Origin of the sequence: Methylophaga sulfidovorans (assembly GCF_900114205.1) — a bacterium.
GTDB classification, from domain to species: domain Bacteria; phylum Pseudomonadota; class Gammaproteobacteria; order Nitrosococcales; family Methylophagaceae; genus Methylophaga; species Methylophaga sulfidovorans.
Map to the genome: position 1 here is coordinate 48,813 of NZ_FOSH01000010.1, position 21,468 is coordinate 70,280.

The 21,468-nt window shown below is 43.5% G+C and carries 20 protein-coding genes; 17 read left to right on the forward strand and 3 right to left on the reverse strand.

What is annotated here, in order from left to right:
• Window positions 1–4: 4 nt before the first annotated feature.
• Entirely contained in the window at window positions 5–2,092 is a 2,088-nt protein-coding gene (ppk1, locus tag BM232_RS09640) for a polyphosphate kinase 1 (protein ID WP_091714009.1), read from the reverse strand.
• Between the two features lie 68 nt (window positions 2,093–2,160).
• A complete protein-coding gene (locus BM232_RS09645) occupies window positions 2,161–2,640 on the reverse strand; it encodes a DUF6231 family protein (protein ID WP_245752884.1) in 480 nt (159 codons plus the stop codon).
• Here BM232_RS09645 and BM232_RS09650 point away from each other — a divergent pair.
• The 7 genes from BM232_RS09650 (at window position 2,639) to BM232_RS09680 (ending at window position 7,052) form a co-directional block, all read left to right on the forward strand.
• The gene (locus BM232_RS09650; RefSeq protein WP_091714011.1) at window positions 2,639–3,100 is read left to right on the forward strand and encodes a YcgN family cysteine cluster protein; all 462 of its coding nucleotides are present in this window, start codon (window positions 2,639–2,641) and stop codon (window positions 3,098–3,100) included. The two genes, BM232_RS09645 and BM232_RS09650, sit on opposite strands and share 2 nt — an antisense overlap.
• A 4-nt stretch (window positions 3,101–3,104) precedes the next feature.
• Window positions 3,105–3,533 carry a hypothetical protein gene (locus tag BM232_RS09655; RefSeq protein WP_091714013.1) on the forward strand — a complete coding sequence of 143 codons (429 nt, stop codon included), beginning with the start codon at window positions 3,105–3,107 and terminating at the stop codon, window positions 3,531–3,533.
• Between the two features lie 158 nt (window positions 3,534–3,691).
• Window positions 3,692–4,021: a hypothetical protein gene (locus BM232_RS09660; RefSeq protein WP_091714016.1), complete on the forward strand. Its 330-nt coding sequence runs from the start codon at window positions 3,692–3,694 to the stop codon at window positions 4,019–4,021.
• A 75-nt stretch (window positions 4,022–4,096) separates the two neighbouring features.
• Window positions 4,097–5,389, forward strand: coding sequence for a M18 family aminopeptidase (locus tag BM232_RS09665; RefSeq protein WP_177207304.1), 1,293 nt, complete (start codon window positions 4,097–4,099; stop codon window positions 5,387–5,389).
• Between the two features lie 18 nt (window positions 5,390–5,407).
• Window positions 5,408–5,692: a hypothetical protein gene (locus BM232_RS09670; protein ID WP_091714020.1), complete on the forward strand. Its 285-nt coding sequence runs from the start codon at window positions 5,408–5,410 to the stop codon at window positions 5,690–5,692.
• Window positions 5,685–6,407 carry a DUF445 family protein gene (locus tag BM232_RS09675; RefSeq protein WP_091714022.1) on the forward strand — a complete coding sequence of 241 codons (723 nt, stop codon included), beginning with the start codon at window positions 5,685–5,687 and terminating at the stop codon, window positions 6,405–6,407. The genes BM232_RS09670 and BM232_RS09675 overlap by 8 nt, the downstream gene beginning before the upstream one ends.
• Entirely contained in the window at window positions 6,408–7,052 is a 645-nt protein-coding gene (locus BM232_RS09680) for a class I SAM-dependent methyltransferase (RefSeq protein ID WP_091714025.1), read from the forward strand.
• Here BM232_RS09680 and BM232_RS09685 read toward each other — a convergent pair.
• Window positions 7,036–7,620: a YigZ family protein gene (locus BM232_RS09685; protein ID WP_091714134.1), complete on the reverse strand. Its 585-nt coding sequence runs from the start codon at window positions 7,618–7,620 to the stop codon at window positions 7,036–7,038. The two genes, BM232_RS09680 and BM232_RS09685, sit on opposite strands and share 17 nt — an antisense overlap.
• Before the next feature lie 186 nt (window positions 7,621–7,806).
• Here BM232_RS09685 and rapA point away from each other — a divergent pair, with 186 nt between their 5' ends.
• The 10 genes from rapA to BM232_RS09735 all read left to right on the forward strand — a co-directional run bounded on the left by rapA (window position 7,807) and on the right by BM232_RS09735 (window position 21,398).
• Window positions 7,807–10,656 carry an RNA polymerase-associated protein RapA gene (rapA, locus tag BM232_RS09690; RefSeq protein WP_091714027.1) on the forward strand — a complete coding sequence of 950 codons (2,850 nt, stop codon included), beginning with the start codon at window positions 7,807–7,809 and terminating at the stop codon, window positions 10,654–10,656.
• 16 nt (window positions 10,657–10,672) lie between these two features.
• The gene (locus tag BM232_RS09695; protein ID WP_091714029.1) at window positions 10,673–11,911 is read left to right on the forward strand and encodes an efflux RND transporter periplasmic adaptor subunit; all 1,239 of its coding nucleotides are present in this window, start codon (window positions 10,673–10,675) and stop codon (window positions 11,909–11,911) included.
• The gene (locus tag BM232_RS09700; RefSeq protein ID WP_091714031.1) at window positions 11,908–15,042 is read left to right on the forward strand and encodes an efflux RND transporter permease subunit; all 3,135 of its coding nucleotides are present in this window, start codon (window positions 11,908–11,910) and stop codon (window positions 15,040–15,042) included. The genes BM232_RS09695 and BM232_RS09700 overlap by 4 nt, the downstream gene beginning before the upstream one ends.
• Window positions 15,043–15,122: 80 nt before the next feature.
• Window positions 15,123–16,382, forward strand: a complete 1,260-nt coding sequence (locus BM232_RS09705) for a TolC family protein (RefSeq protein WP_091714034.1) — start codon at window positions 15,123–15,125, stop codon at window positions 16,380–16,382.
• 75 nt (window positions 16,383–16,457) lie between these two features.
• On the forward strand, window positions 16,458–17,168 hold the full coding sequence (locus tag BM232_RS09710; protein WP_091714036.1) for a thermostable hemolysin: 711 nt from the start codon (window positions 16,458–16,460) through the stop codon (window positions 17,166–17,168).
• On the forward strand, window positions 17,161–18,642 hold the full coding sequence (locus BM232_RS09715) for an AMP-binding protein (protein WP_091714038.1): 1,482 nt from the start codon (window positions 17,161–17,163) through the stop codon (window positions 18,640–18,642). The genes BM232_RS09710 and BM232_RS09715 overlap by 8 nt, the downstream gene beginning before the upstream one ends.
• Window positions 18,643–19,311, forward strand: a complete 669-nt coding sequence (locus tag BM232_RS09720; RefSeq protein ID WP_091714041.1) for an iron-containing redox enzyme family protein — start codon at window positions 18,643–18,645, stop codon at window positions 19,309–19,311.
• Entirely contained in the window at window positions 19,299–20,084 is a 786-nt protein-coding gene (locus tag BM232_RS09725; protein ID WP_091714044.1) for an SDR family oxidoreductase, read from the forward strand. The genes BM232_RS09720 and BM232_RS09725 overlap by 13 nt, the downstream gene beginning before the upstream one ends.
• An 11-nt stretch (window positions 20,085–20,095) precedes the next feature.
• Window positions 20,096–20,758, forward strand: coding sequence for a tetratricopeptide repeat protein (locus BM232_RS09730; protein WP_091714047.1), 663 nt, complete (start codon window positions 20,096–20,098; stop codon window positions 20,756–20,758).
• Window positions 20,739–21,398 (forward strand): response regulator, encoded by a 660-nt coding sequence (locus BM232_RS09735; protein ID WP_091714050.1) that lies wholly within the window; start codon window positions 20,739–20,741, stop codon window positions 21,396–21,398. The genes BM232_RS09730 and BM232_RS09735 overlap by 20 nt, the downstream gene beginning before the upstream one ends.
• The last annotated feature ends 70 nt before the right edge of the window (window positions 21,399–21,468 follow it).

Genomic DNA, 21,468 nt, shown 5'->3' on the forward strand with positions numbered 1-21,468 from the left:
GAAATTAGAACGATTTCGCCATTTGTTCCAACAAGGTCGTTTGTGCCGAAATCTGCGGTGCTGATTCATCTTTGTCGACACGGTGATATCGACCATCAGCATTTAAAATCCAAGCCTGTGAGTTGTCTGACAGATAAAGTTCTAAATCTTCCAGAATACGATTACGTAATTTTTTCGATTCAATCGGGAAACAGGTTTCGACACGGCGTAATAAATTCCGTTTCATTAAGTCGGCACTGCCAGCCCAGATTTCAGGTGAACCTTGGTTTTCAAAGTAGAAAACACGGGTATGCTCCAGAAAACGACCAATAATACTTCTTACCTGGATATTGTCAGATAAACCTTCAACACCCGGTTTCAGGCAACAAATACCACGAACGATTAAATCGACTTTTACACCAGCCATAGAAGCACGATAGAACGCCTGAATCATTTCCTGTTCAACCACCGCATTGACTTTAACTATGATTCTGGCAGGTTTGCCTGCTTTAGCTGATTGAATTTCTCTTTCGATTTTTGCCAGTAAGCCCTCATGCAAAGTAAACGGTGCATGAAGTAATTTATGCATTTGAGGAATCTTACCAAGGCTGGTCAACTGAATGAATAGATTATTCACATCTTCGCCAATCTGTTTATCGGATGTCAGAAGGCCATAATCTGTATAAATACGTGATGTACTGCGGTGATAGTTACCTGTACCTAAGTGAACATAACGACGAAGCTTGCCATTTTCACGTCGGAGAATAAGCAACATTTTTGCATGTGTTTTATAACCGACAATGCCATAAACGACATGGGCACCCGCTTCCTGCAGTCTTGATGCTAATGCGACGTTGGCTTCTTCATCAAAACGTGCACGCAATTCGACTACTACCGTCACTTCTTTTCCCGCCTGAGCAGCTGTCACTAAGGCATCAACAATCGGTGATTTAGCACCTGTACGGTATAAGGTTTGTTTTATCGCCAAAACACTACTGTCAGCTGCCGCCTGACGAATCATGTCAATGATCGGCGTGAACGATTGGTAGGGATGATGCAGCAACATATCCTGTTTACGCAGAGCATCAAAAATGTCCACATCCAAACTCAGACCACTTGGGCGTCCTTGAGTGAACGGTCTGAATTTCAGATCAGGTCTATCAACCAGTGAACAAACAGTTTGAATTCGGCTCAGATTGACTGGTCCATTAACCAGATAGACATTATCGCGTTCCATCGCGCATTCATTACGCAGGAATTCAACCATATCTTCAGGACAGTTATGCGCAATTTCCAAACGTACTTCGTCACCGTAGTTACGTTGTGTTAGTTCGTCTGCGATAGTAGCCAGTAAATCACTGGTTTCTTCAGTATCAATAGCCAGATCACTATTACGTGTTACACGGAACTGGAAACAGCCTTTTATTTTCATACCAAAGAAAAGATCTTCAGCAAAGGCATGGATAATCGATGACAGGAATACAAATTTGTACTCACCTTCAGCCACCATTTCGGGTGGAAGCTGAATAACACGTGGCAGTGCGCGAGGAGCCTGTAATATGGCGTAACCACGGTCACGACCAAACGCATCTTTACCCACCAGCGAAACAATAAAATTTAAACTTTTATTGAGCAGACGCGGGAAGGGATGCGCCGAGTCCAAGCCCATTGGGCTGAGGATAGGCAAAATTTCTTCCTGGAAATAATCTTTCAGCCAGGCATTGTGCTCATCTGTCCATTGTGCCCGTGGTAAAACCTGGATAGATTCCTGGTCTAGCTCGGGTAATAACACGTCATTTAGAACACGATACTGCTCTTCAACCAGTTCATGGGCTCGCTGATTAATTAGCTTCAGACATTCCTGTGCGGTGATCTGATCGGATTCTATATAAGGATCGCCAATTTCGATTTGTTGAATCAGGCCAGCAACACGGACTTCAAAAAACTCATCCAGATTGGTACTGGAGATACATAAATAGTTCAGGCGTTCCAGCAAAGGCACATTAGGATCAAGTGCTTGCTGTAAAACACGCCAGTTGAATTCAAGTAAACTCAATTCACGGTTGATATACAGAGCCGGGTTATTTAAATCTAAAGCGTTTTGTTCAGTCATATTGCCTTTTCAGATCGTTTTTACACAGATTTTTTAATAATAATGCAGTTTTGTGACAATCAGATGAATTACCATCGGTATTTGTCATACATTTCAGGATTTGCCCAAAACCGGCTATTCAACCAATCACGTTTAGGCTGATAGTTTTCTATAGCGTAACTAAAAATGCGCAAACCTTCCTCTGTGCCGGCGATATGTTTAAAGCCCATGGCCAGATAGTCGGTAAATTGCCAGTCGTTTTTCGCCGCCAGTTCAGTATGACTGATGAGAATAACATGAGGCGCATATTGATTCTTGATCGTACCAAGCCATGCTTGCGCTGCCGATTTATCGACAGACTCAGTTAAGTGACTGATAACAGCTAAATCTACTGGTTCGATATGCTGGAGTTGTTGCTGTTTAAACGGTGTCGTCAGATGCAGCAATCTAGTATCATTATCGGTTTGCAGACAACTTGCTGCTGTCTCTCCGGCTGTTAAAATCGTTTTAGGATTGAACTGCCTGATGAGAGGGGTAAGCAAGCTGGATAGGGCGATAGAATCTGTCATGACTAAGCAGGATAAAACATCTACTGAATTCTGGAAACACAAACGACTCAGTCAGATGACACACGATGAATGGGAAAGCCTGTGTGATGGCTGTGGACGCTGCTGTCTTCACAAACTGGAAGATGAAGATGATGGACGGATGTATTACACCAAAGCCGCTTGCTCTTTATTAGATATCCATAGTTGTCGCTGCAAAGACTATGATAATCGCCAAGCCGTGGTGCCAGACTGCATTCAATTAAGCATCGAAAATGCGCACTATTTTGACTGGCTGCCCGCCACCTGTGCTTATCGCTTACTGGCTGAAGGTGAAGAGTTACCTGAATGGCATCCACTGATTACCGGTGATCCTGATAGCGTTCATCGAGCAGGGATTTCTGTCCGTGGCATTGCCCAGCCGGAAGATGAAATAGAAGAGCTGACTGAAGCCATTATTTCGCTGAGCTATGAGGCTGACTAGTTAAATGACACCACAAGAGAGTCGAGAGTTTACAGCCAGATTAGAACAAGCCGCTATATTGCTGCTTGAGATGGAAATTTACCGTAAACCTGATGACTTGGCTCGTCGATTTGGCCTTCCTGTACCGGTTGTTCGTTATTGGTGGCGGCAAACGGATCAAAAAACCCATCCGGTTGACCAGAGTCAACTGTCTCCACGCGAAGTGAAAGTCATACGTAAAGCCTCACAAACGCTGGAAGGGTGGGAAAAAGTAAAACGCTACCGACCTGAATGCGGTGCGCGCCTAACTGGGGGTAAGCGTTGTAAACGCTCGGTAGCTATCAGATCGCCTGAAGGTTGGGGGCTTGGTGCTTTAGCCGATCGTTGCCGTTTACATGGTGGCTTATCGAAACGGCCAAGAAAAAAAGTGAAAGATGATGACGAGCTGTTGTAATCTAACTATTACTAAATTCAGCTTAAGCCTTTGCCCATAATTGATGATAGACAATACGGACGTTCTTAAAGAAATTTACACGCTGTCTCAAGCTGGCGTAACAGGAACGCTGTTCTGAATATCGGGCCTGCCATATTCTGCTTGAAAATGGCCGGGTAGTGGCCTTATCACATGGCTCTCTGCGCGGTGAACAAGTATTAAAACACTGGTTTAATCTGGAGATTGAACGTTATTCTTTTAAACCGAATCTCAGAATGCCATTAGCTGGACGAAGCTTTCTTGATGATGACACGGATATTTTCCGTTTTTTAAATGTGTCATTTGCTGAGCAAAAAAAGGCTGTTGTGAAACCTGTATCAGCAAGTAAAAAACGCATTTACCGTGGTGTTGAAATTGAGGAAACAGAAACCTTAGGCGAGTCTAATAAACCACGTGAAAAAGTGAAAAAGCCAGTACGCATCTACCGTGGACAGATTCTAGAAGACTAACATCAGTAACAAGCACGCCAGAAAATCGGTATCATAAGCCGACTTTAACCTCTTCCAAATAATATGATGCTGACTATGAAATATACTCCAAGTGATTTTAATCCAGGTTTATGTGATTTTCTCGATGCTTCACCGACGCCGTATCATGCGGTTGCATCCATGCAGAGATTACTGGAAGACAATGGCTTTAAACAACTTAATGAAGCAGACAGTTGGGGGCAACTGGATGCCGGTCAGTATTTTGTTATTCGTCAGGCATCGATTATTGCCTTTACATTAAACGGACAAGAATTAGTCAATTCCGGCATACGTATGGTCGGAGCACATACGGACAGTCCTTGTCTGAAAGTCAAACCAAAGCCTGAAAAAGTGAAACAGACTTTGTTACAACTTGGCGTTGAAGTTTATGGCGGCGCCTTATTAAATCCGTGGTTCGACCGTGACTTATCGTTGGCTGGCAGAGTAAGTTACGAAAATGCACAAGGGCAGATTGAACAGGTCATTATCAATTTTAAAGACGCTATTGCGACGATTCCGAGCTTAGCGATTCATCTGGATCGTGAGGTGAATCAAAATCGTAATATCAATCCGCAACTGCATTTACCACCGATTCTGGCGCAAGTTGATGATGGCGATAGCCTGGATTTTCGTGCATTACTGGAACAGCAATGTCGACAACAGTATCCGGACATCAATATCGGTCGTGTGCTGGATTATGAAATGTGTTTTTATGACACACAAAAAGCGGCTGTGATTGGTTTATCTGGTGATTTTATCAGCAGTGCCAGACTGGATAATTTGTTGAGCTGTTATATCGGTTTACAAGCTTTACTGGCTGCTGATAAATCACGACCTGCCTTACTGGTCTGTAATGATCATGAAGAAGTGGGGAGTCAATCTGTCTCTGGCGCACAAGGCACATTCTTGCAGTCGGTATTGCAACGTCTTGCCATGAATAATGAAGCCTATCAACGTATGGTTGAACAATCGATGATGATATCGGCTGATAATGCGCATGCGATACACCCAAATTATGCAGACAGACATGATGCGGAACATGGACCTTTATTGAACAAAGGTCCGGTTATTAAAACCAATGCTAACCAACGCTATGCGACAAGCAGTCAAACCAGTGCGATATTCAGACAATTGTGTGAGCAGAATAATGTGCCTGTGCAAGATTTTGTCGTCAGAACGGATATGGCCTGTGGTAGCACAATTGGGCCTATAACTTCATCGCATATTGGGGTGAAAACAATCGATATTGGCTTACCTACATTTGCCATGCACTCGATACGTGAATTAGCAGGTAGTCAGGATGCGGTGATGCTCTGTAAAGTGCTGACCGCCTATTTTAATCAAAAATAATCTAGGAGTTTTTATTCTATGGCTGAAACAGTAGACGAATTAACCGTTGAATATCATGAAGGCGATACCATGACGGTTAAAGAGTTAGATAAAGTCATCTTAACCAAAGGTGCGTGGGCAACAGTCATGTTCCGTTATCAGGATCTTGATCGCAAAACAGGTGAGTTTGGTCCGGACAAATACACGATACGTCGTTATCAAAAACGTAATGGTGAATATAGCCAACGTTCCAAATTTAATATTTCCAGCCGTGATCAAGCTTCGCAGATTATCAACGCATTAACTAAATGGACCGATGAATAAGAGTTTAATTACCCATCTTGTTGCGGCAACATTTGTCGCTACTGGTTTATTTATTGATTCACCAGCCTCAAAGGCCATTCTGGCAACAGGTTTATTTGCACTGGCTGGTAGCCTGACCAACTGGATAGCGATTCATATGCTATTCGAAAAAGTGCCAGGGCTGTATGGCTCTGGTGTGGTGGTTGAGCGCTTTGCTGAGTTTAAGGCCGCTATTCATAACTTAGTGATGCAACAATTTTTTAGTAAAGACAATGTGGATCGTTTTTTAGCTGAACTGGTTGCAGACAATGCCAAACATCCGCTGGATTTTTCGGATGTGATTGAGAATACTGACTTAGAGCCAGTCTACGATAGCCTTGTTACTACGATAATGGAGTCTTCATTTGGCAGTATGTTATCAATGTTTGGTGGTAAGTCTGCCTTAGAACCATTACGTGAGCCTTTTATTAAAAAAATGACGCGCTCTCTGGATGATATTGCTCATAGCGATTCATTTCAGCAAAGCGTTCGTTCAAAGCTGAATAGTCATGCCGTGTTTGATGATATTCATTTGCAGATTGAACATATTGTCGAATCACGCCTTGAAGAACTGACGCCACAAATGGTGAAAACCATTGTTCAGGACATGATTCGTACCCATTTAGGCTGGCTGGTTGTCTGGGGTGGGGTGTTTGGCGGCTTAATTGGTTTTATTACCAGCTTTTTACCCGTGTAGATGAGCGTTATTTGTCCGCTGTGCCAGCATCAGGCCAGTGTTTTTTATCACTTTAAACAACGTTTGTATCATCAATGTCAGTTTTGTTATGGCATTTTCATGGATCCGGCTTTATGGCCGGATCGTGAATCAGAGCAGCAGCGTTATCTTGAACATTTAAATGATGTGGAAGATAAGCGCTTCCAACAGTTTGTTTCCCCGATTACCCAGCGCGTTCAGCAGTTTTTTAAACCTCAGCATCAGGGACTCGATTTCGGTGCAGGTCATGCGCCGGTTATCACGCATGTATTACATCAGTTAGGTTTTACCATCTCAGCCTATGATCCCTTATTTTTTAATGATGCTGTGCTGTTAAAACAGCAGTATGACTATATTTGTAGTTGTGAAGTGATTGAGCATTTCCATCAACCGGCTGACAGTTTTGCTGTGCTCAGAGATCGTTTAAAGTCGGGCGGGCGACTCTTTTGTATGACGGAAATCTATCATGAGGGGATCGATTTTCATCGCTGGAATTATAAAAACGACCCAACGCATGTATTCATTTATCACCGTAACACTATTAGCTATATAGCTGATAAATATGGATTTAAACAGGTAGAAATTGACGGTCGATTAATTCATTTCCAAGCTAATAGTTCGATATAAATTGTTGGCGGATAGCCTGTTGGTGTTTTGCTGGTAAAACAATAGTGACGGCGACTTTATCGGTAAAGTTTTGATCGATGATTTCCCCGCGTAATTGCTTGAGCTGATATTCCAATAGCTGAAGTTGTGAGTAATCAATCTCCAAAGTCATTTCTGCCATTTCTACCCACTTAACAATATTCGCTTCGGCAATCGCTTGTTTTGCGGCAGCGCCATAAGCTCGGGTAAGACCACCAGTACCCAGTTTGATACCGCCAAAATAACGGATCACGCCAATCACTGTATTGATAAGATCTTGTCCTTCTAATGGTGCAAGTATCGGGCGGCCTGCGGTGCCTGAGGGTTCACCTGCATCATGAAATCGCTCCGTCAAAAATCCTTCTGGTTGGCGGATACGCCAGGCAAAGGCAAGATGATTAGCCTGAGGATGTTGTCGTGCCAGCTGACCTAATTTACGTAGAGCATCATCTTCACTCTGGCAGGGCATGATAACGCCAATAAATCGTGATTTTTTTATTTCATATTCCACTTCAGTGGTGGTTTCAACGGTGTAAAATTCTGTGGCCATTAATACAGGGCTATAGGAAAAAACAAGCCAACAATTTACCATATCGTGCCTAACAACATTTTTATCGTTATGGCTGGGTGTAAAAATTCGTCTAAATACAGACGTGCTAATTGAGATAAATAAGCGAGCACTTTGAGTAATGATAGATGTTGAACAAAACACAAAGAAATTACGGAGCAAACCACATTGTCAGATAGTGCATTTATCGTAGGCCAGCGCTGGGTCAGTAATAGTGAAGCAGAACTGGGTCTGGGTATCATTCAGGAAAGCAGCGGACGTCGTATTGAAGTATTTTTTCCTGCAGCAGCAGAGAGTCGTTTTTATGCTGCCGATAATGCGCCATTGAGCCGGGTTATCTATTCTGAAGGTGACAAAGTCAGCACTCGCGAGGATGTGAGTTTTGTCATTAGTGCCGTGCAGCCTTTTAATGGTTGTTATATCTATCAGGGTGATACTGACGCTGGCGAAGCTATTAGTATCCATGAAATGGATCTTGATAGTCGTGTGCACTTTAATCAGCCGCAGGACCGTTTTTTTGCCGGACAGGTTGATAAAAACAGTCAGTTTGAATTACGTGCTAAAACCCTGAACTACCAGCATGAACTGGTGAAATCACCGATATATGGTTTGTTGGGCGGACGTGTCCAACTCTTACCTCACCAACTTTATATCGCCCAGCAAGTCGCGCAGCGTTTTGCTCCACGAGTGTTATTAGCCGATGAGGTAGGGCTCGGGAAAACCATCGAAGCTGGTTTGATTTTGCATAAACAAGTTTTATCAGGTCAGGTGAGACGTGCACTTATCGTGGTGCCAGATGCCTTATTGCATCAATGGCTGGTTGAAATGCTACGCCGCTTTAATCTGACATTTACCTTGATTGATCATGAGCGACATGAAGCACTTAAAGAGCTGGATGAAGGTAACCCCTTTGACAGTGCACAATTTGTTCTGTGTGGTTTGAATGACATATTAGCTAACCCACAAATGCAAGTGGATATATTGTCAGCACAATGGGATATGTTAATTGTGGATGAAGCGCATCATCTGGAATGGTCACCGCAACAATCAAGTGAAGGTTATCAGCTGATAGAAACGCTGGCAGCACAAATTCCTGCATTACTACTGCTAACCGCTACACCGGAACAATTAGGTATCGAAAGCCATTTTGCGCGGCTACGTCTATTAGATTCAGATAAGTTTTATGATTTTGATGCGTTTGTGAAACAGGAAGCCGCATATCAACCAGTCAGTGAATTAATTGAACAGCTTGATGCCGCTGAAAGCTGGGCACAATTATCAACCGCACAGCAGTCACAGCTTAAAGAGTTCATTGATGAGGTTTTATTTGAGCAATTGAGCTCTGAAGAACAGTTCACAGCTGCTAAAGTTGATGTGATCCAGCAATTGCTCGACAGACATGGTACTGGTCGGGTTCTGTACAGAAATACCCGTGATGTAGTCAAAGGGTTCCCTAACCGTATTCTTCACCAATATGAATTACCTCTTCCAGACGCGTTGGTCGGTGAAGATGTGAGTCATATTATTCTGCCAGAGCAGCATTTTAGTGAGGCGGACTGGTTAAAAAATGATAGCCGTGTGAGCTGGCTGGTTGATTTCTTAAAAGCGCATCGTGATGACAAGATTTTGATTATCTGCGCGCAAGCCGACACTGCACAGCAACTTGAGAACTATCTTAATATTAATCAAGGCATACGTTCAGCTGTATTCCATGAAGGTTTAAGCCTGGTGAATCGTGATCGTGCAGCGGCCTATTTTGCTGATGATGAAGAAGGCGCTCAATGTCTTGTCTGTTCTGAAATTGGCAGTGAAGGGCGTAACTTCCAGTTTTCGCATCATCTTGTGTTATTTGATTTACCGGTAAATCCGGATTTACTGGAACAGCGTATCGGTCGTTTGGATCGTATCGGTCAACATCATGATGTGCATATTCATGTGCCGTTTTATATGGGCACAGCACAATCTGTGTTATTGCATTGGTATCACGACGGAATGAATGCATTTGAACAGGTTTTGGCTGCAGGACAACGTATTGCCGGAGAAACCAAACAAGCACTGCAAGCTGCGATGGCAGAACCTGGAAATAAGAAAGCATTAGACACATTAATAAAACAAACAAAACAAGTGACAGAGCAAACACTGGCTGAATTACAGTCTGGTCGTCACCGTTTGCTGGAACGTCATTCTTATAATGAATCACATGCTGAATATGTGGTGGGTGAAGTTGAGTCGCTGTCACGTTCGCTGGAACTAGCAGGTTTTATGGATGATGTCTTTGATGCCTTTGGTGTGGATCAACAACCTCATAGCACCGATAGCATTATTATCGAGCCTGGCACTCATATGCAGACACAGTTCCCTGAGTTGCCAGATGAAGGCCTAACGGCTACTTATCAGCGCCATAAAGCCTTAGGGCGTGAAGATATGACATTCCTGACCTGGGAACACCCCATGGTGCTGGGTGCTATCGATATGGTGTTAAATAGTGAGCTAGGTAATAGCGCTTTTTGTACACTGGCAACAGATGAGGTGAAAGCAGGCAGTCTTTTACTTGAAGCAATATTTGTAATGAGAACAGTGTCTGAGCGTGACTTACAGATTCAGCGTTTTATTTCTGAAAGCCATATCAGGCTGGTCGTTGATGAGCGTGGTAAACAGTACCAAACACTGTTCGAAGAGCAGGACTTTAATAAGATGGCAGGGCGTATTCCACGTGCCACTGCACAAGAACTGATTCGTCATGCCCGTGGCCCGGTGGAAAACTTACTAGGACAAGCCAAAAAAGCAGTTGCTAATATAGAACAGACGCTTAAACAAGAAGCGTTGAACAATATGAACAACGAATTGGAACAAGAGTATCAACGCCTCAGCGCGCTGGCGAAGGTCAATCCAAATATACGACCACAAGAGTTGGATTACCTGAAGCAACGTCAAGATAAGTTGAATAGCGGTATTCAGTCAGCTTCATTATCACTGGATGCCATCAGGGTTGCTATAGTGACGGAACCCACTAACTAAAGAGACTGAAACCAGGATGGTCAAGCTTAAAAAATTTTTATTACCCGTTTTAATTCTTGGTCTGACCATTCTGATTGTCGTGGTGCTTATTGCTACTAAACCAAAAGCCACGCCAAAGGATACTCAGCAAAAAGCCTGGCTGGTCAATGCTGTATCCGCCGAAATAACCACTGTTAGTCCTCAAATCACGGTATATGGTCGTATTGAAACTCCTCGCGATGCCACGCTAAAAGCGGCTGTCGAAGCCGATGTTGAGCATGTTCTGGTGTTAGAAGGTGAAACAGTGACTCAGGGAGAGTTACTGCTGCAACTGGATAAAACAGACGTTGAATTAATAAAACAACAGCGTCAGGCTGATGTAGAGGAGATCACGGCTTCAATTGCGAATGAAAATGTCCGCTATCAACGTGATCTCACATTATTAGAAAATCAAAAACAACTTGTTAAGCTGGCTGATAAAGCGGTTCAACGTGCGAAAAAACTGGAACAAAATAAATTAACCTCAGCAGCAGCCTTAGATGAGTCTTCGGCCGCTTATCAGCAACAAGTGCTGGCACAAAAGCAGTTACAAAATGATATTGCTGAGCATCCATCGCGCTTAGCTCAGTTACAGGCCTCTAAAAAACGGGCCGAAGCCTTGCTCAAGCAGAGTGAAGTCAATCTGGAACGTACGGATATCAGAGCACCGTTTGCTAGCCGGGTAGCTAAGTTAAATGTTGCCGTGGGTGATCGCGTCAGGCCCGGTGATAGTCTGATTAATGTATACGACTTCAATAATCTGGAAGTGCGTGCTCAGATTCCGGGACGTTACAGTCAACAAATCCGGCAAATGATGCAGCACAATCAGCAGATTCTGGCGACAGCGAAAATTGATAATGAACTCGTCAAGCTCGAGCTGAAACGCCTTTCCGGTGAAGTACGGCTTGATAGCGGTGGCGTTGATGGCTTATTTCGTCTAGTAACTCATCCCGATAACTTAGCGCTCGGCACTTTTGTTGAGCTGCAATTGCAATTGTCCGAACAGCACAATGTGATTGAACTGCCATTTAGTGCTTTATATGGTTTGGATCGTGTCTATCTGATTAAAGATGGACACTTAAAAGCCATCACCATAGAACGAGTAGGGGAAGTGGTGGGTAAAGATAATCAGCATCGTCTATTAATCAGAAGTGACGAGATTCATAACGGTGATTTAATTGTTACTACACAACTCCCCAACGCGATCACTGGTTTAGCGGTTGAGACCGAGCTGTGAGTTCTCCCGCCCATCGCAAAGATATTATTGGCATTTTTGCTCAACATAAGGTTGCTGCCAACCTGTTGATGCTGATGATGCTGATCGGTGGTTTTGTTTCATTGAGCAAACTCAATACACAATTTTTCCCTAACTTTGCCTTGGATGTCATCACAGTTAGTGTTGTCTGGCGCGGTGCCAGTGCAGAAGATGTGGAAGACTCTCTGACCAGCCGTATTGAGCAAGAGCTTCGTACTATCGATTATGTCGATAAGATGACCTCAACCTCATCTTATGGCTCGTCATTAGTCAGATTGGAATTTGATGAAGGCACGGACATGGGGCCTGCGCTTGATCAGGTAAAAGATCATGTAGCACGACTCAGAAACCTGCCTAAAGATTCTGAAACACCGGAAATCAGCATTGCAACACGCTATGACAATGTAGCCAGATTACTGGTCACCACGGATGGACATTTAGACGAATTACGTGGCTTAGTACATCAAATCGAACATGAGCTGCTTGATGCAGGCATTTCACGTGTCACTATTACCGGATTACCGGATGAAGAAATGGCGATTAAAGTCAGTACGTCTACTTTAGAGTCATTAGGCTTAAGTTTTGGTGATGTCAGTCAACGTGTTGCTGATCAAAGTCAGGATTTACCTGCTGGTGAGATTGGTAACGCTGAAACGACACGACAAATTCGTAGCCTGGATCAACGCCGGGATGCTGATGCCTTCGGCAATATCTCATTAAAAAGTGATTATCAGGGGCGGCGTTTACTGATTAATGATGTCGCTGATGTAGAACGGCGAGCTATGCGTGATCAGGTAAAAGTGTTTTATCACGGGAAACCTGCCGTTGAGATTGCACTGCAACGTACAGAAAATGCCGATGCACTTGAATCTGCAAGAATTATGGAAAACTGGCTGGAACAGGCCAGACCGAGCTTGCCCAAGGGTGTCGATATCCGCGTTTATGACGCCAGTTGGTCATTGATTCAGGAGCGTATTAATTTGCTACTGAGTAACGGTCTTAGTGGTTTATTACTGGTATTGGCAATTCTTTTCCTGTTTTTGCATGGCCGAGTCGCTTTTTGGGTAGCCGTCGGAATTCCAGTTTCCTTTATGGCGGCATTAACCGTGTTGTATGTGCTCGGCGGCAGCATCAATATGATCAGCTTGTTTGCTTTGATCATGGCGCTGGGCATTATTGTTGATGATGCAATCGTTGTTGGCGAAGATGCTCTATCTCATTACCAAAGTGGCGAACGCTCTTTATTAGCCGCAGAGGGCGGTGCTCGACGCATGTTGGCTCCGGTGATTTCATCCTCATTAACCACCATTGCCGCCTTCCTGCCTTTGATGTTAATCAGTGGTATTATTGGAAATATTCTGTTTGACATTCCCTTTGTGGTGATTTGTGTCATCATTGCTTCTCTTGTGGAAAGTTTTCTTATACTTCCCGGTCACTTACGTCATACTTTTCATACAATGCATCATGCTGATCCGGGTTGCTTAAGACGATGGTTAGATGAAAAATTTGATCATTTTCGTGAGCAGTTTTTCAGGCCTTTAGTCAGTATGGCTGTAAAAAATAGTGGTGTGACGATCAGTCTTACACTGGCTTTATTGATCATTTCAATTAGCCTGCTGGCCAGTGGCAGAATCTTATTTAACTTCTTTCCATCTCCGGAAGGCACTACGATTACCGCCAATGTCCGCTTTGTTGCCGGTACGCCTAAGAAAGATGTTGAACAGTTTCTGCAAAATATCAATCTGGCACTGGATAAAGCCGAAGCAGATTATGATCAAAAGATTGTCAAAATGGCAGTCACCCGACTTGGAAGTGCTTCATCTGCAAACTCTAATTTGAGCAGCAGTCAATCGGATGAACGTTTTGGCTCAGTTCAACTGGAGATGATATCGCCTGACAAACGCGATATCAGAAACAAAGATTTTATTAATGATTGGCGTAAATACATTATCTTACCACCGGGGATTGAGACATTTACTATCAGTGAAGCACGTGGTGGGCCGCCTGGAAGCGATATTGATATTCGTTTGAGTGGTGCTCCGGCACAGCAATTAAAAAAAGCCGCACATGAAGTAGCTGAGCGATTAAAAAACTATACGGGTGTCAGTGCCATTGAAGATGATATGCCCTATGGACAGGAACAATTGATTTACCGGATAAAAGGCCAGGGTGAAGTGCTTGGTTTAACGGTAGAGAATGTGGGGCGTCAGTTACGAGCTGCGTTTGATGGACAGTTAGTTCAGATTTTTCAGGATGGTGATGATGAGGTTGAAGTCCGTGTCATGTTGCCTGATGCAGAGCGTAATACCCTGGCAACATTAGAGAACTTTATGTTGCGTTTGCCGAATGGCGGCAGTGCACCTTTATCCAGTGTGGTCGACTTTGAGTCGCGTCGGGGTTTTGATGTGCTCAGGCATACCGAAAGTCAGTTGGCAATACATATCACTGCATCAGTTGATTCTGTGGTGAATAACAATAATGTCATTTTGGACGATATGAAAAAGGCTTTTTTACCTGAAATATCCTCTAAATACGGTGTAAAAATTGGCTATGAAGGCCGAGCAGAAGAGCAAGCCGACACCATGTCTGATATGGCGCAAGGCACATTACTGGCATTTGTCATGATTTATCTGGTTCTGGCATGGGTATTTTCATCCTATGGTTGGCCGTTGGTAGTAATGGCGGCAATTCCATTTGGTTTAATTGGTGCCTTAATTGGTCACTGGTTATTGGGTATTGATCTGACCATTTTGTCTTTGTTTGGTATTTTTGGCTTATCTGGCATTGTTGTGAATGATTCGATCATTCTGGTGACATTTTTTAAACAATTAACGGAGTCCGGAACGCCAACACAGCAAGCGATTATTGAAGCCTCGGTTCAACGTTTACGTGCGGTTTTACTGACCTCACTTACCACTATTGCCGGACTCACACCTTTATTATTTGAAACATCACTACAGGCGCAGTTTTTAATCCCAATGGCCGTTTCCATGTCATTTGGTCTTATGTTTTCAACTGTTTTAGTATTATTAGTAATACCCGCAATGCTCGCCGTTTACGAACGAATAGCTGATAAATTACTGCCGAAGCGTACTGAGTCAGTGACAATTTGATATTGTATTAAGTCTGATTTAACAATCACTGTGCATGCTGTTGCAATTTGGATAGAACAGCATTTATTTAAGGATTTTTCATGCGACGATATACCTCTTTTGTTATGGCTGCCTTTATAGGCACATTAAGTCCTGTTGTGAGTTTTGCAGAAGATAATGAGACAGTCAGAAGCGTGCCGTATACAGCTAACCTCGATTTAGCCTCACTGACAGAGAAGGTATATCAGCGATTACCTGGTTTATTAGCTGAAGATAAATATCGAAAACTACTGCAAGCGAATGATACATACAGTCATGCCATATTTGCCGAGCCGGTGACTGGCAGTCTTAGTCTGTTCAGTGATGAAGTCGGTACCGGACACGGTTTTCAGGAGTGGGAAGGTGGTGTTGATTTACCGCTTTGGTTACCTGGTCAAAAACAACAACAGCAGGCCTTGTCAGACAAAATAGCCGCCGAACTACCTGCCTATCAGCAAGCACTAAAACTGGAAGCTTCGGGTGAGGTAAGGCAACAAATCTGGCAGGTGAAGCTGGCCGAAGCCCAACTTGAACAAGCTAAACTGACATGGGAAACCGCGAAAAAATTACAAAATGATGTGGAGTCACGCGTAAAAGCGGGAGATTTAGCATCAACAGAACGATTACTGGCAAGCAGTAACACGCTGGAAGCACATAGCAAGATGGTAAATGCCGAGTCACTGCTGCAACAGCGCCTGAAAATTTATCAACTCATTACTGGTGAACATACCTTGCCACAGCAGGTCGATGAAACTGTCAGTAAGATCACAGAAGATTTACAGCAACATCCGCAGTTGCTCTTACAGGACCAACTGATAGCCAGATTACAGGCACAAATGGGACTGGCACAGTATGACGGTGCGGTGAATCCCAGTTTATCTTTAGGCGTGAGACGAGAACGAGGTGACAGGGCGGAAGACTATACCAACAGCATGGGCATTGGCTTTAGTATGGCATTGGATGATAAGGCATACAGGCAACCAGCTATTGCCAAGGCATCAGCAGAGCTAGCCGATGCACAGGTTGCACGTCAGTCATTATGGCGTCAGCTAAAAACACGACAAGTCGCTGTTCAGGAAGAGTTGAATAGTAGCCGGCAGCAACTGGATTTGATCACAGAACAAAATAAAACCACCCAGAAGTATTACCAATTACAAAAGCGTGCCTTTGATTTAGGTGAAATTAATTTGATTGATTTATTGCGCAGTCAGTCGCTGGCTAATGATAATGAAAGTCGAAAGCGCTTATTGGAAGTCCAGATAAAACAAAAAATTTCTGAACTAAATCAGTCGATTGGAATGGTTTTGTCTGACAATCAATAAAGGTCTTTAAGCTTAATTTTTCGTTAAGCTTTCTTTTTTAATCTAGCTTCCATACCACCTCCAAAGGGGAATTTTATGGAAGCTAGATCGTTTGTTCAGTCTGCTACTAACAATCGTTGTCAACGTGTCGCAGAGCGACAAATTATTCAGCCAGTTTTTCCACTCACGTTGGCAAAAGCCAATGAGCCTGGACGGATAGATGCTGAACAATTTATCTATCAGCGCTTTGTAAAACAGCATGAGGCTGAGATCAGTCATTTTCTACCATTTATCTTATCTGCAAGGACCGGTGGTTTAGTTTCAGCTGCATTAGGTTTCCAACCTGCCAGCTATTCATCACACCTTTTTCTGGAACATTATCTCGATAATGATATTGAGACCACACTTAGCATTCTTACTAAAACTGTAGTTCAACGTGACGCCATCATTGAAATTGGCAATTTAGCGTCCGGACGTCAGCGAGCTACTCAGACTTTATTTTTACTGCTTGCCGAATTGTGTTATCAAGCGGGCTATGAATGGGTTGTGTTTACAGCTAACTCGGCGGTTTCTGAGTGGTTAGCGAAATTAGATATTGAGACTATCGCCATACGGGTTGCTGACCCAAAAAGGCTGCCAGATAAAGGCGCACAATGGGGTAGTTATTATGATGATAAGCCTGTTGTGGTTGCCGGTAATATTCGACAAACCATGGCAAAGCTGACTGATAATCCACTTATGTTGTATTTACGGCAGAGCTACCAGCATCAATTAAATGAATTTGTAGCGAGTATGCGCCATGACTGAGTTAGTGAGAAAATTACGTAAGATTGCTGCAGAACAGCCTAACTCACTGGCATTACAGGATCCTTCTCGTCAACTGAGCTGGAGCCAGATGATTCATGAAGTGGATCGCTTAACAGAACTGCTATCACCTTATGCAGACAGTGTAATCGCCTTGTATACCGATAATAGTGTCGATTGGGCGTGTATTGATTTGGCCTGTTATGAAGCCGGCGTTATCAGTTTACCTATTCCGGCCTTTTTCTCATCAGAACAACAGCATCACGTCATTAGTGAAAGTGGTGCATTGGCCTTGATTGAACCGAAAGGCATGACCTTATTTCAATCACTCAAGGTTTTTGACCAGTTGCATCTGTCGCTAACAGACAATCTTATGCTGTTTCCATTAGCCAAGAAAGGTCATAGTCAAATTCCAGAGAAAACTCAAAAAATCACCTTCACGTCGGGTTCTACGGGGCAGCCGAAAGGGGTGTGTTTGAGTACTCACAACCAGATGACTGTTGCTGATGCCATCCTTCAACGCACTGAATTACAGGCTATTAAGCACCTTTGTGTCTTGCCGCTGACAACCTTATTGGAAAATCTGGCAGGTATTTACGCTCCCTTACTAAGTAGAGGATCGGTAACCTTATTACCTGCTGCTGAGCTTGGTTTTAACGGCGGGCGAGGCTTTGATGTTCAGCAATTTTTACAAACGCTGAGTAAGCATCAGCCAGAAAGTGTGGTGTTATTACCCGAATTATTATTAACGCTGGTATCAGCGGCTGAAACAGGTTGGCCTGTACCTGACAGTCTGAAGTTTATTGCCGTGGGTGGCAGTCGTGTATCAGCTGACTTATTACGTAAAGCAGATAATCTGGGATTACCAGTTTTCGAAGGTTATGGCTTATCTGAATGCAGCTCGGTTGTCAGCCTGAATAGCCCTAAACAGCGGCAAATAGGCAGTGTCGGTCAGTGTCTTGACCATGTAAAAGTCAGTATTGAGTCTGGTGAAATCATTGTTAAGGGTAACTGCTTTTTAGGTTATATCAATCAGCCTGATAGTTGGTATCCACAACAGATAAATACCGGCGATTTAGGTTTTATAGATGACAATCATTATTTGCATATTAATGGCCGTCGTAAAAATCTGCTAATCAGTAGCTTTGGCAGGAATATCAATCCAGAGTGGGTGGAAAGTGAGTTATTGGCAAATCCAATCCTGGCCTATTGCACGGTCATTGGTGATGCAAAAAACCATTGCAGTGTCTTAGTTCAACCACGCTTTGACAATATTACTGATGAGATGATTGGACAATGGATAGCCCTGGTGAATAAACGTCTGCCTGACTACGCACAACTGGCTGACTGGCAGCGCTTCGAGTGGCCGCTCAGTGTAGAAAATGGCACATTGACAGCAAATGGCCGTCCCGTCAGAGAGCAAATATTAAACAGCTACAGTCATCAAATAAATGCTTTATACAAGGAGCAAGCATAAATGCTTTTTTTCGATAGATTACAAACAGAAACAACAGCTGCACGTGAACAATTATTTAGTGCACCGATTATTGCGAAAGCGATGACTGGCGATATTACTACCGAGCTTTATATTAACTTTCTGACGCAAGCCTATCATCACGTTAAACATACCGTGCCACTTCTGATGAGTGTGGGTGGTGCCTTACCTGAACAAAAAGAATGGTTACGTAATGCGGTGGCTGAATATATTGAAGAAGAACTGGGACATCAGGAGTGGATATTGAACGATATCGCCGCCTGTGGTGCTGATAAAGAAGCAGTACGAAACAGTCAGCCAAACCTGCAGACAGAAATGATGATTGCCTATGCCTATGACATGGTACATCGCATCAATCCTTTAGGTTTTTTTGGCATGGTACATGTGCTGGAAGGCACCAGCATCACTACCGCTGATAAAGCAGCAGAAAGTATAAAAAAGGCACTGGGTTTGCCATCAAAGGCCTTTAGTTACCTGACTTCTCACGGGGCTTTAGATCAGGACCATGTCAAATTTTTTGAGGGTTTAATGAATCAAATCACCGATGAGTCAGAACAAGAGCTGATTATTCATAGTGCCAAACGCTTCTATTATCTCTACGGCAATATCTTCCGTAGCCTGACTGAAGAGAAGATGCCATGCACAGTCTGAGAGATGTCACCATCCTGATTACCGGTGCGGCCGGTGGTATCGGGCAAAAGCTGGCTAAGGCCTTACATGATCAGGGGGCCAAACTGATACTGACGGATGTGAATGCTGACAAGCTGACAGAACTCAATGTCAGCTTAGGTGAAAAGCACTATGACTTTGTGGCTGATGTGAGCAAGAAAACGCAGCGTCAGTCACTGGTCGGTTACTGTCAGAACCTGCCTTATCCGGTACAAATGATTATCAATCTGGCAGGTATCAATCGTTTTGCTGCCGTCACTGATTATTCGGATGATGATATTGAGCGGATGTTAACGATTAATCTAAGTTCACAGATTGCACTAACACGGGATTTTATTCCTTTACTGGAAAAAAACGCCCCATCATCTATCGTCAATGTCGGTTCTATTCTGGGCAGCATCGGCATGCCCGGTTATAGCGTTTACTGCGCTACCAAGTTTGGATTACGCGGCTTTAGTGAAGCACTGCATCGTGAACTGGCTGGCAGCGGGGTGGATGTGCGTTACTTTGCACCTCGCGCGACTAAAACAGCACTCAATAATGACAATGTAAATGAGATGAACAAAGCCTTAGGCAGCGCGATGGATAGCCCTGAACAAGTAGCGAATGCCATTGTCGACTTTTTACTTACAGATAAACGAAGACATTATTTTGGTTGGCCGGAGAAACTGTTTGTCAAAATCAACAGCATCCTGCCTGGCATCGTTGATAAGTCAATTATTAAACAATTACCTATCATAAAACGTTATTTTTAATGGAGAAAATGATGAAAGCTTATATATTTTCAATGATTTTAGGTTTAGTCAGTCTGCCCGTGTGTGCCGATGTGATGCAAAGTGTTACTGATTTGCAGCATGACTGGGCTAAAGTAAATTACACATTAACGGGTGATGCACAGGAAAAAGCATTTAAAAGTCTGGTTGAAAAAGCTAATGCCGTCGTCAAGCAATATCCAGATGCGGCGGAATCGCATATCTGGCGTGGCATTATTGAATCAAGTTATGCGGGAGCTAAAGGTGGCTTGGGTGCATTATCTCTGGCTAAAGCCGCAAAAGCAGATCTGGAACAGGCAATGAAATTAGATGACAAGGCAATGGATGGTTCAGCTTATACCAGCCTTGGCACCTTATATTCCAAAGTCCCCGGTTGGCCAATTGGTTTCGGTGATGATGATAAAGCGGAAACAATGTTGAAAAAAGCCTTGACCATCAATCCAGCTGGCATAGATAGTAATTACTTCTATGCACAATATTTAATAGATAATAATCACTATAAAGAAGCAGAAACTTATCTATTAAAAGCACAACAAGCACCTGCCAGACCAAGTAGACCACTTGCAGATAAAGGAAGACAGCAAGAAATCGAAAAATCATTACAGCAGGTCAGATACAAACTAGGGAATGAACAACATGCAGGTATTACTCATTGAAGATGATGTTTCACTCGCAAAAGGATTACAAACCAGCCTGAAACGGGAAGGTTTTATCGTTAATCATTTGAGTGAAGGCAAGCAGGCCATTAACAGCATTGCTTCTTCTGAGCCGGATATTGTGGTGTTGGATCTGGGATTGCCAGATATAGATGGCAATGAAGTATTGAAGCAAATTCGTCGTCGTAATGCTGAATTACCGGTATTAATTCTGACAGCGCGTAACTCTATTCAGGATAAAGTCGCCGGCCTTGATAGTGGCGCAGACGATTATCTGGCTAAACCATTTGAAATGGATGAGTTACTCGCGCGCCTGCGGGTACTGGAACGTCGGCTTAGCAGTCTTAAACATGCCGATCTGACCGTCGGTAATGTATCAATTGACACCCGTGCCCAGCAAGTCAAAGTCGACGGCGAGACTGTCGACTTTTTCCGCCGCGAATATATGCTGTTAAAAATGCTGATGGAAAATGTTGGCCGGGTGCAGACCCGCGATAGCCTTGAAAGTAAGCTCTATAGCTGGGGGGAAGAAATCGCCAGTAATGCGATTGAAGTCCACATTCATCACTTAAGAAAGAAATTACCGGATAACTTTATAACGACTGTGCGTGGTGTAGGCTACACAATCAAAGCGCAATGAAGTCTATTCGTCTGTATTTATTATTGGCGTTATTGGCCACAATAACGCTGGTAAACTTTGTGTCCTTATT